General features: G+C 72.6%; 6 protein-coding genes and 1 pseudogene. 3 read left to right on the top strand and 4 right to left on the bottom strand.

Annotated elements, in window-relative coordinates; translation table 11 throughout:
* Positions 1-14 precede the first annotated feature (14 nt).
* Positions 15-2,843 (bottom strand): AAA family ATPase, encoded by a 2,829-nt coding sequence (locus HEP85_RS41715; protein ID WP_369658068.1) that lies wholly within the window; start codon positions 2,841-2,843, stop codon positions 15-17.
* Between the two features lie 189 nt (positions 2,844-3,032).
* Here HEP85_RS41715 and HEP85_RS41710 point away from each other — a divergent pair, with 189 nt between their 5' ends.
* The 3 genes from HEP85_RS41710 to HEP85_RS41700 all read left to right on the top strand — a co-directional run bounded on the left by HEP85_RS41710 (position 3,033) and on the right by HEP85_RS41700 (position 6,695).
* Positions 3,033-3,695: a response regulator transcription factor gene (locus HEP85_RS41710; protein ID WP_329294105.1), complete on the top strand. Its 663-nt coding sequence runs from the start codon at positions 3,033-3,035 to the stop codon at positions 3,693-3,695.
* 121 nt (positions 3,696-3,816) lie between these two features.
* Positions 3,817-4,536, top strand: coding sequence for a DUF4255 domain-containing protein (locus HEP85_RS41705; protein ID WP_168532541.1), 720 nt, complete (start codon positions 3,817-3,819; stop codon positions 4,534-4,536).
* A gap of 47 nt (positions 4,537-4,583) precedes the next feature.
* Positions 4,584-6,695, top strand: a complete 2,112-nt coding sequence (locus tag HEP85_RS41700; RefSeq protein WP_369658164.1) for an ATP-binding protein — start codon at positions 4,584-4,586, stop codon at positions 6,693-6,695.
* Positions 6,696-6,796: 101 nt separating this feature from the next.
* Here HEP85_RS41700 and HEP85_RS41695 read toward each other — a convergent pair.
* From HEP85_RS41695 to HEP85_RS41685, 3 genes and pseudogenes are all read right to left on the bottom strand, one after another.
* Positions 6,797-8,198: pseudogene (locus HEP85_RS41695) on the bottom strand (hydrolase).
* A gap of 138 nt (positions 8,199-8,336) precedes the next feature.
* Positions 8,337-9,761: an RICIN domain-containing protein gene (locus HEP85_RS41690; protein WP_248002377.1), complete on the bottom strand. Its 1,425-nt coding sequence runs from the start codon at positions 9,759-9,761 to the stop codon at positions 8,337-8,339.
* Positions 9,762-9,879: 118 nt separating this feature from the next.
* Positions 9,880-11,181, bottom strand: coding sequence for a hypothetical protein (locus tag HEP85_RS41685; RefSeq protein ID WP_369658067.1), 1,302 nt, complete (start codon positions 11,179-11,181; stop codon positions 9,880-9,882).
* Between the last annotated feature and the right edge of the window lie 184 nt (positions 11,182-11,365).

The raw sequence follows: 11,365 nt of genomic DNA, 5'->3' as shown, positions 1-11,365 counted from the left end.
ACCGGGAGCCCGTCTCAGGCGCCCCGTACCTCCACCGGTTCGCCCTGGTCCGGTGCCCGCCCTCCGATCACGGCGGTGAGTTCCGCCCTGCGGCGGATGCCGAGCTTGCGGTAGGCACTGGTCAGATGGGTCTCGACGGTACGCCGGGCCAGGTGCAGGAGCTCCGCGATCTCGGCGTTCGTCCGGCCGCCGGCCGCGAGCGCGGCGATCCGGCGTTCGCTGCCGGTCAGCGCCTCCCATCCGGTGAGCGCCGTCGTCGTGCCGCGGGAACGGCCTTCCGGCAGTGCCTCCTCGGCCCGCGCCCGCAGGCGCACCGCGCCCAGCCGTTCCGCGCGTTCGGCCGCCTCGCGCAGGGCGTCACGGGCCCGTGCCCGCTCTCCCGCCGCGACGAACTGGCGCCCCTGCGCGATCAGGGCGGGGATCAGCTCGGTCTCCGCGGGCGCGTCCCGCAGCATGTGTACGGCGCGGTCGGCGAGTTCGAGACCGCGGCGGCCCCCGGTGGCCGTGGCGAGCCCGGACAGGGCCCGGCCCACCAGCCGCGGGGTGTTCCAGACCTGGGCGAGCCGCAGCTCCTCCCGGGCCAGCGCGAGGGCGTCCTGCGGAGCGCCCAGCACGGTACGGCACGCGGCGGCCGCGGTGCGCCAGGGCGTGACCACGGGGCTCACCACGTCCCGTGCCATCTGCCGCCGCCCGCACTCCAGGAAGTCGTCGAGGGCGCCCGCCGGATCACCCGTCGCGGACCGCAGCACGCCTCGCGCGTACAGGAACCGGTTGAGTTCCCAGGAGTCCTGGGCGTCACGGAGATCGAAGCGGCCGGCGAGCCGGGACGCCTCCTGGGTGCGGCCCGTCTCGACGAGCGCGATCAGGGCGTGCGCGTGCGCGTTGGCCGGACCCCGGCGGGCCCTCTCGCCGGCCTGCCGGACCTCCGGGTCGACGAGCAGGTCCGGATACCGACCGCGGACGGCGGCGATGTCCGCCCGTACGTTGAGCAGTGCCTCGTGCATCGGATGCAGGAGTGAGGGCCGCTGCCGGGCGAGCCCGCGGCGCACCAGCGTCTCGGCCTCCTCCAGTTCGTCGGCCCACTGTGCGACGGCGGCCGCCGTACCGAGCAGGAAGGGCTCCGCGAGCGCGTCGACGGGTTCGTCGAGCAGGGCGCGGATCCGTTCCATGGCCGTGGCGGCCGAGACCAGACCGGCCGTCGCGTCGTAGCGCACCAGGAGCGCCCGGCCGGCCGTGCCGACCAGGTCCGGGGACCGTTCGGCGGCGCCGTAGAGCCAGCGGTAGGCCTCCTCGCGGATTCCCTGGTCGTGGTCCGACAGGAGCGCGGAGGCGGTCTGCAGCAGCCTGATCAGGTCCGGGTGGTCCGCCAGTTGCTCGTCCAGGCCGCGCAGCACGTCCATCGCCGCGCGCGCCTTGCCGCGCCGCGCCAGTACGGTGCCGAGTGCCACCGCCGCCCGTACCCGGTCCTGCGGCGTGCCCGGCAGCCGGGTCGCCTCGGTCAGCCGCGGTATCCCGGCCGACGAACGGGCGACGGCGAACTCCAGGGAGCCCAGCTCGGTGAGCGCCGTGGTGCGGCGGGCCGGCGTGAGCGGCTCGTCGAGCACCCGGCGCAGGAACGCCACGGCGTCGTCGGGTCTGGCGTCGCGCACCGCCAGATCGGCGGCGTCCAGCAGCGCGGTCGCGGCCCAGGGCGCCCCGACGGCCGGTGCCCGCAGGAGCTGTCCGGCGACCGTTTCGGCGCGATCGCCGCGACGCAGCATCACTTCGGCCGCCGTACGGTGCGCGGTCTGCCGCCGGGTGCTGGGCCAGCCGCTCAGCACCGCGTCCCGTAAGAGCGGGTGGGCGTAGCCCGGTCGTCCCCCGGGGCCCGGACGCAGTACGCCGAGGCGGGTCATGGCGGTGAGCCAGCCGGGCACCCGGGCGGGGTCCGCGTCCGCCATCCGGGCGAGCAGTTCGGCCGCCTCCCGGGGGTGTTCGTCCTCCAGCGCGTCGTCGTCGAGCGTCGCGAGGGCGCGAGCCACCCCCGCCGTCGCCGGTCCCGCGCTGTCCAGCCACCAGGTCACGGCGGCCGGATACGCGCCCGGGTACAGCGCCGCGCAGGTCTCGGGGAGGGTGGTGCGCCGGGCGCCGTCCGGCTCCCGTGCGCGGAGGTCGTCGAGCAGGGCGCGCAGCAGCAGGGGGCTGCCCGCGCCGGCCCGTACGCAGTCGTCCACCCAGCCGGGCGGGGCGGTTGCGAACTCCGCGCGCACCAGCTGCGCGGCGGCGTCGGCGCTCAGCGGGGCGACGGTGTGGGTACGGACGAGGGTGGGCGAGAGCGCGTGCGCCAGGCCCGCCGGGGGCGGGTCGAGGTCGTACTGGCTCCGTTCGGTGGCCACCAGCAGGACGGGGAGCCGGTCGATCCGGCGGGCTGCCTCGACGAACCAGCGGCGCGAGGACTCGTCGGCGCAGTGGACGTCGTCCACGGCGACCAGCAGGGGCGAGTGCACGGCGTACGCCCGCAGTTGGTCCCACAGATGTTCCGCGCGGGTCCACCGGTGCGGGGCGTCGGCGGGGTCCGGACAGGGCTTGACCCCGCTCTCGAACTCGGCTCCGGACGCCAGCAGTTGCCGGACCGGCGCGAAGGCGGCGGTGTCGCCGTCGGACGAGCAGCGGGCGCGCAGCACCCGGGTGCCGCGTGCCGCCGCCTGTCCGGCGACGGCCTCCAGGAGGGCGGTACGCCCCGTTCCGGTGGCACCTCTGAGCAGCACCAGACGGCCGGACCCGGAACGGGCACGGTCCGCCTCGGCGGCCACCAGCTCCAGGGCCTCCCGGCGTTCCCGCAGCGTCTCGAGTTCGGCACCCATCGCTGCCTCCTGTCGTGAACTTTTCATGATCGATCTCGTGGTACGTCTCGTGGTCCTCCACGATTGCGCGGGACACACCAGGCGCAGAAGTCTGGGACAAGCCCTTCGGCCACTGCCGGCACAGGGGCGACGAGTACGTGGATTTGGGAGAAACGGTTGCGCAGTTCATTACGGACCACTGACGCAGGCGTGTCACACCGGCAGGCCGAGCCCCGCGCGGTGGACTCCGGAAACCGCATTCCGGTGGTGGTCCAGGCGCCCGATCCGATCTCCCAGGCAGGGGTCCGCAGCCAGTTGGGGCAGCACCCGGTCATCGATCTCCTCGACGGCGCGGAGGCCGGCCCCGGCGCGGTGGCCGTCCTGGTCAACGAGAGCCCGGACGAGGCGACGCTCTCCCGGCTGCGCCGGCTGGTGCGCAGCGAGGGGGCACGCGCCGTCCTGGTGGTGGGCGCGATCCGCGAGGCGGAGCTCCTGGACGTCATCGAGTGCGGTGTCGGAGCCATCGTCTGGCGCCACGAGGCCAGCGCGCACCGTCTGGTGCAGGCCGTGCTCGCGGCGTCACGGGGTGACGGTGACCTGCCCGCGGATCTGTTGGGACGCCTCATCACTCAGGTGGGCTCGCTCCAGCGGACCGCGGCCGGCCGGCCCGGCGCTCCGCTGGCCGGCCTGGTACCGCGTGAGATCGACGTCCTGAGGCTCATCGCCGAAGGAATGGACACCGGAGAGATAGCGAGCAAACTCTCCTACTCCGAACGGACCGTCAAGAACGTCATGCACGGGCTGACCACCCGGCTCCACCTGCGCAATCGCGCGCACGCCGTGGCCTATGCACTCCGGGAAGGCTACATCTGAGCCCGACGGTCCTTCACATGGGGTCTCTCGAACGGGACATGACGGTGCGCGGCGGACACACAGCACATCTCAACACGGCACATCTCAACACGGCACAGCACGGCGCGGCGGGAGCACGACGGTGATTCACGAGGTCGACGAGGTCCTCAAGCGGCTGCTCAACAGCGGTGCCCTGGACGGTTCCGGCATCGACGTCTCCTTCGACGCGCCGACCCGCGAGTGGGCGGCCCGGCGCAACGCGCCCGCCATCAACACGTATCTGTACGACATCCGCGAGGACGTCAGACGCCGTGAGCGCGGTGCCATGGCCGTACGTGACGAGCGTGGTGTCGTGCTCCGCCGCCGCCAGCCGCCCCGCTGGTTCCGGCTGTCGTATCTGGTGACGGCCTGGACCAAACAGCCGCAGGACGAACACCGGTTGCTGTCCGCCGTGCTGGCCACGCTGCTTCCCCACGAAGTGCTCCCTCCCGAGCAACTGCCCGGCGCGCTCGGCGCACTGGGCCTGTCCGTACCGCTGACGGTTGCGGGCCTGCACACCGAGTCACGGTCCCTGGCCGAGATCTGGTCCGCGCTCGGGGGCGAACTGAAGCCCTCGCTCGACCTGGTGGTCACCGCGCCGTTCCCGGCGTTCCCGGAGTACGACGCCGGGCCGCCGGTCACGGAGGGCGCCGCCGTGCGCGTACGCGGCATGGACGGCACGCTGGAGGGGTCACCCGAACGGCACCACCAGGCCCGGCACTTGACGAGCGCACCGGCACCGGCACCGGCACCGGCCGGCACCGCGCCCGACGCGGATCACCCGGCCACTGGCCGGCCCGACGGAGAGAAGCGGGCCAAGTGACTCCGCACGTCCCCGGGACCGTCGCCGCCGCCCCCGTCCCGACCGAGGTGGTACCCGCGGAAGCGGCCGACGCGCTCCTCCCCCGCCTGTCCCGGCTGCGCGAGCGTGTCGCCCTGCTCGTCGAGCAGCGCAGCGCCACCGACCCCACCGCGACCGATCCCCTGCGTGGCCTGTACCTGTCCGAGGAGGCGGTACGGCATCTCCTGGAACCGGCCGGCCCGGGCCCCGGGCCCCAAGAGGACCGGGGCCCCGAGCGGGGCGACCGGCTGGACCTGCTCGCCGGGCGCCTCGGGCTCACGGAACTGGACGTCCGTATCCTGCTCATCGCCCTCGCACCGGACCTCGAGCGCACCTTCGAGCCGCTGTACGGCTACCTCAACGACGACGTCGGCCGCCGCCGGGCCACCACGGGGCTCGCCCTCGACCTGTGCGGGCTTCCCGCGCACCAGGCCGCGGCACGGGCCCGGTTCCATCCCTCGGCTCCGCTGTCCACGCTGGGTCTCGTCGTGGTCGAGGAACCCGAACGTCCCTTCCTCAGCCGGTCGTTGCGTGTCTCCGACCGGCTGGTCGCGCACCTCCTCGGCGACGACACCCTCGACGCCGCGCTGGGCGGCCACGTCCGCCGGCTGCGGGCTCCGGTGCGCGGCGAGCGGTACGACGAGGACTTCCTGCTCCGGCTCGCCGACCGCCTGACCCGGGTGCCGCTCCCCGTGTACCTGCGCGAGCACCGGGCGGGAGACGGTCTCGCCTGCGCCGCGGCCGCCCTGCGCCGGTCCGGACGGGACGCGCTCCACTTCACCCCCGGCGGTACCCCGGTACAAGAGCCGATCGCCGAACTCCTGCGCGAGGCGCGGCTGCGGGACTGCGCGGTCGTCGTGTCCCCGCTGCCGGAGGATCCCGCGCCGCTGATGCGGGCTCTGGCGGTGGAGGACGTGGCCGTACTGTTCGCCGATCCCCGCCCCTACGATCCGCACTGGTGCGATCACCGTGATCCGCTCGTCCTGGACGCGCCCCGGCTGCGGTCCGGTGCCGTGGAGGCGTGGGCGACGGCGCTCGGCGAGGAACCCTCGTCCGAGGCCCGCCCCTGGGCGGGGCCGGCCGACGACGCGGTGCCGGAACCGGAGCGGACCGCGGGCACCGTGCCCCTTCCGGATTCCCCGCCCGGCTTCGAACCCCCGCCCGGCATCGGCGTCGCGCCCGGCTTCGACCTCGCGCCGGTCGTCGCGCCGTACCGGCTCGGCGGTGACCGCATCGTGCGCGCCGCCCGTGCCGCGCAGAACCTCGCCGCGTTCGACGGCGGCGCGCTCACCGCGGCCCATCTGCGCCTGGCCGCCCGGCAGCAGTCCGCCTCCGGCCTCGAGCGGCACGCCCGCCGGATCCGTCCCGACGTGGGCTGGGACGATCTCGTCCTGCCCGACAAACCGCTCCTGCAACTGCACGAGCTGGCCCTGCGTGCCCGCCACCGCGACCGCGTGCTCGGGGAGTGGCGGCTCAGCGCGGGCGGCGGTCGCGGGCGGGGCGTGCTCGGACTGTTCGCCGGCGACTCCGGCACCGGCAAGACCCTCTCCGCCGAGGTCGTCGCCGCCGAACTCGGCCTCGACCTCTACGTCGTGCAGCTCTCCTCCATCGTCGACAAGTACGTCGGCGAGACCGAGAAGAACCTGGAGCGCATCTTCACCGAGGCCGACCGCACCGATGCCGTCCTCCTCTTCGACGAGGCCGACTCCGTGTTCGGCAAACGGTCCGAGGTCAAGGACGCTCACGATCGGTACGCCAACATGGAGAGTTCCTATCTTCTCCAGCGCCTCGAGTCCTTCGACGGCATCGCGCTGCTCACGACCAACCTGCGCGCCAACATCGACGAGGCGTTCACCCGCCGCCTCGACCTCGTGGTGGACTTCCCGTTCCCCGACGCGGACCAGCGCCTCGCCCTGTGGCGGCACGCCCTGACCCATGTGCCGCGCGCCGACGGCATCGACCCGCGCGCTGTCGCCCGCGACTTCGAACTCGCCGGTGGTTCGATCCGCAGCGCCGTCGTCACGGCCGCCTACACGGCCGCAGGCCGCGACGCCGAGGTCACCACGGCCGACCTGCTGGAGGGCGCACGGCGCGAGTACCGCAAGGCCGGCCGGCTGGTGCCGGGCGAGGGCACCTGGTAGCTCCGGACCGCGGTCCCGCTTCTCCGGCCCGACCCGGCCCGTTGTCGAAACGCCCTGCTGCCCGGCCGGTTCCTCCTGGACCGGCCGGGCAGCGGGACATGTCACACGGTGAACTTGACGGCTTCGAGCCAGAGCGACTGGTCGAAGGTCCCGCCGAGGATGTACTTGGGGGGCGTGTTGCACTGCAGGCCGAGCCAGGCCTGGTCGTGGACGTGCGCGTTCTGGCAGATGCCGCCCTCGGTCACGTTGACGCCGAAGGCGAGCATGTACGGGTCCTCCGCCTTGGTGCTTCCGAGGTACAGGTCGACGCCGTCGGCCACGCCCGTCCAGGGGTTCAGCCACTCCTTCTCGTGGACGAATTCGTTGCCGTTCATGCCCTTGGTGCCGGACACGGCGAGGTTGAGGGACTTGATCGGGCGGTTCTGCCCCACCGTGCCCGCCATGGCACCGTCGCATACCGGCTTCTGCCAGCCCTCGCCCGTCTCGTAGGCCCGGTAGCAGATGTGCCGCACGCCGGGATCGTCCGCGGCCAGCCGCGTGACAGCGGTCGCCGCGGTCTCCTCAGGGGCCTTGGTCTCCTTCTTCTTCTCGGAACCGCCACCCCCGCCGCCTCCACCGGCCGGCTTCTCGGTCGGAGACGGGGCCGCCTCCTGCGTGGGGGGCCTGCGGGGGAATCGAGGGCTGCGGGAGCGGAAGGGACGCCGAGGGGCTGGGCGGCAGCGTGCTGACGCCGGCTTCCTGGAGTTTCTCGGTGGCGGAGCTGCGGACCTGGGGCTTGTACGCGAGCCACAGCATCACGAACGTGATGGCGAGGGCCATGAAGACGCCCAGGAACGTGGCGAGCCAGCGGGGCAGGAAGCCCCGCTGCACATAAGTCCCCTCGACGGGCAGCGCCTTGGTCCCGGACCGCTGGACGGCGAGAGAGTAGGGCCGCTGCTCCTTCGACCCGAACCAGATGATCTGCCGCGGCCTCAGCGTCGCCTTGACGAAAGCGGCCCGCCCCGGCTCGATCTGGATGTTGCTCGGATGGATGTCGTACGAGAGGTGATCCCCGTTGTCACTCCCGCTGACCGACGCCGTCAGCTTCGTATTGCCGAGATTGTCGATCGCGAGCCTGGGGCGCCCCCTGAATCGTCCTTTGACGGTGGGCGGCACCAGCTCCGCCCGCACCTCGGTGAACGGGGTGATCGTCAAGTTCCCCTCGGGAACCGTCGTCGCCTCGGGGTGCTCGGTCGGCGTGATCCGCACCGCGTACGGGTTCGGGCCCGCCGCCGCGTCCGGCGTCCGCGGCGGCGCGAACGTCAGCTCCACCGTCCCCGTCGTCCCCGGATAGAGCCGCAGCGTCTGCGGCTCCACCGTCGTCCACGGCGCGACACCACCCACCGGCTCGAAACGGTACTCGTCCACCACGTCGCCGGTATTGCGCAGGCGCAGCCGCACCTTGGTACTGCCACCGGGATCCACAGTGCTGGAGGCAGGCTCCAGCGAAGTCCAAAGGCTCACCTGTCGACGCTATGGCCGCGGGTTGGCTCCCGTCAGCAGGCGTCGGGGCACGGTGGGTGCCCGAAGGTCTGCGGTCGACTGCCCTTTGCCGACGGCCCGAACTGCCCTCCGTGGCAACGGGGTCGGCCGGCCGCGGCCTCAGGAGGGGTGGACGATGTCCCATTCCTGGTCGTCGGTGTTGCTGCAGGAGAAGATCGTCAACGGGGTGTCGTCGCCGCCCGTGCCGTAGCCGGAGACGTCCAGGCACAGGTGGTTGCTGGCATAGTTGCGGATCCAGTAGTGGCCGCTCTCCTGTTTGTCGAGCCACCACAGCTGGTTGTCGGCGGTCGTGCCGTCGCACTGGAACTCGAACACCCCCGTGCGCGGCGGCTTGGCACCGTAGTCGGGCAGGTCCACGCAGAGTTGGTCCTTGACGTTGCGGATCTGGAACAGGTCCGACTTCTCGGGTCCGCCACCCCTCTCGCGCACTTCGAGGTTCCAGAGCTGGTTGTCATGAGCGGTGCCGTCGCACACGAACTCCCGTACCGGACCGTTCGGTTGTCCCTTCTCGTAACCCGGGATGTCCGCGCACTTCTTGGTCGTGACGTTGCGCAGGACGACGTCGGACGCGGGCAGCGGCCCCGTCGCCTTCTTCTTGGTCGCCTTGGGACTGGCCACCGGGCCGCCGCCTCCCCCACCGCCACTGCCGCTTTCCGGCGTCTGCTGCGCCTGGGGCGTGGTCGGCTCCTGAACGGGAGCCGAACTCGGCGCCGCCCGGAGGCTCGGGGTGGGCGCGGGGAGGGTACTGATCCCGGCTTCCTGGAGTTTCTCGGTGGCGGAGCTGCGGACCTGGGGCTTGTACGCGAGCCACAGCATCACGAACGTGATGGCGAGGGCCATGAAGACGCCCAGGAACGTGGCGAGCCAGCGGGGCAGGAAGCCCCGCTGCACATAAGTCCCCTCGACGGGCAGCGCCTTGGTCCCGGACCGCTGGACGGCGAGAGAGTAGGGCCGCTGCTCCTTCGACCCGAACCAGATGATCTGCCGCGGCCTCAGCGTCGCCTTGACGAAAGCGGCCCGCCCCGGCTCGATCTGGATGTTGCTCGGATGGATGTCGTACGAGAGGTGATCCCCGTTGTCACTCCCGCTGACCGACGCCGTCAGCTTCGTATTGCCGAGATTGTCGATCGCGAGCCTGGGGCGCCCCCTGAATCGTCCTTTGACGGTGGGCGGCACCAGCTCCGCCCGCACCTCGGTGAACGGGGTGATCGTCAAGTTCCCCTCGGGAACCGTCGTCGCCTCGGGGTGCTCGGTCGGCGTGATCCGCACCGCGTACGGGTTCGGGCCCGCCGCCGCGTCCGGCGTCCGCGGCGGCGCGAACGTCAGCTCCACCGTCCCCGTCGTCCCCGGATAGAGCCGCAGCGTCTGCGGCTCCACCGTCGTCCACGGCGCGACACCACCCACCGGCTCGAAACGGTACTCGTCGACGATGTCGCCGGTGTTGCGCAGGCGCAGCCGTACGCGCGTGCTCGCGCCCGGGTCCACGGTCGCGGACGCGGGTTCCAGAGAAGTCCACATACTCACCGTCGGGACGCTATCCGTGGTGACGGTGGCGGTCAGGAGTCACAGGGGTACGGCCGCCGGACGAACAGGCAGGCAGGGGTGGCCTCGCGGGCAGCGACGCCCGCACCGCGGAAGTCCGTCAGCGCCGGGGCAGCGTCCCCCCGGTCGCCACGACGACGAACTGAGCGTAGGAGTCGGCGTTCATCAGGGCCCGAGGGCCCATGGCGTACCAGTTCAGCTGCTTCGCGGGATGGGCCGACTCGTCCTGGCCGGTGTACTGGTCCGCGTCCCGGGCGACCCGCTTGCCCAACCGGTCCGCCGAGTACTCCTCGAGCTTCTGCTGACTCCACCCCAGCGTCTGGGCCGTCCCCACGTCGGCCCGGTCCTCGTTGAGCTCGTGCTCGTACGGGCTGTACTGGTAGTCGAGCGTGCCGGCGAACCGGTGCGTGGCCTCGTGGACGATGTACCAGACGTTCTCGCCGAGGGACCGCAGGTTGATGGCGCCCTCGCGCCCCGCGTCCATGGTCGGCAGTTTCTCACTCTTCTTGTCGTGCGGATTGAGGCGTTCGCCGACGGTGGGGGCGACCCACCCGGCCACGTTGGCCTGGTTGGATCCGAGTGCCCCGAGGTCGTACCAGGCGGTCTCCCCGGCCAGCGCGATCTGTGCGCCCTCCGCGTCCAGACCCGTCTGGATCCGGCGGAGCACCTCGGCGACATGGGCCAGGAGCGGCTGGATCTGCTGCGGTGTGGCCCGCTGGAAGCCCGGGAACCCGGACCGGAGTGCGTCGAGGACCCGGCCGCTGGGGGCGGCGCTCACGCTCACCATGGTGATGGCCGTGGCCAGCCGCCTCTTGGTCTCCACCAGCGCCTGGCGAACGTGGGCCTCGCGCTCCTTGTAGGCGGTGCCGTCCCGGTGAGCCTGTGGCGTGTCGGGGATGGTGCCGCGCTGCGAGAAGGCGACGTTGCCACTGCCGAAGTGACGCCCGGTGGCATCGTCGTACTTGTCCCCGTGATGTGCCTGGGCCCCGGCACCCAACTGCGCCGAGGTGGCGGTGTGCTGCGGGTTGCCGTCCTCCTGCCAGACACCCGACCGCTGCCCGCCCATGACGTCGTGGGTCCGGGTGCTGGCGTTGTACGTCCACACCGCGCGCTGGATGACCGGCGCTCCGGACACCACCGGCGACGCGCTCTCCTTCGTGCCGTCGGCGGCCGCGCGCTGCACCGGCGTGGCCCCGTTCGTCACCCGCCGGGCGTTCTCCTCCGCCTGGGCCTCGGCCCGCGCCTGGCGTTGCTCCGCGACGGCGCGGGCCACCGCCGCGTTGCCCGCGGCGCGCTGCAGCACCTGGAGCCGGCCGGCCCCGGGCGCGGCAGCCCGTGCGGCCGGGCCGGCCGCACCTGCCCGGCCACGGGTCTTGTCGGTGTCCTTGTCCTGCGCGTGCACTGGGACTCCCCTCGAACGCGGGTGCGGCAGCCTCCAAGCTCTACCGGACGAAGGGGGTCGCGGGAACGCACTCGGGGGCAACGGTGAGGGCAACAGCGCGGCCGGCACGCCGGGTTGCCCCTGTGGGCAACAGAACTGCCCTCGGACAGGTACCGCAGGACGTTTCGGGAGACGCGCTTCGCGC

The sequence above is a fragment of the Streptomyces sp. RPA4-2 genome, assembly GCF_012273515.2.
Lineage (GTDB): Bacteria > Actinomycetota > Actinomycetes > Streptomycetales > Streptomycetaceae > Streptomyces > Streptomyces kaempferi.
Note: the sequence above shows the minus strand (reverse complement) of the source record. Positions and strands in the feature narration are given on the sequence as shown.

Excerpts from the sequence above, each read along its gene's own strand:
- HEP85_RS41715 (WP_369658068.1), bottom strand. The coding sequence starts at position 2,843 with ATGGGTGCCGAACTCGAGACGCTGCGGGAACGCCGGGAGGCCCTGGAG.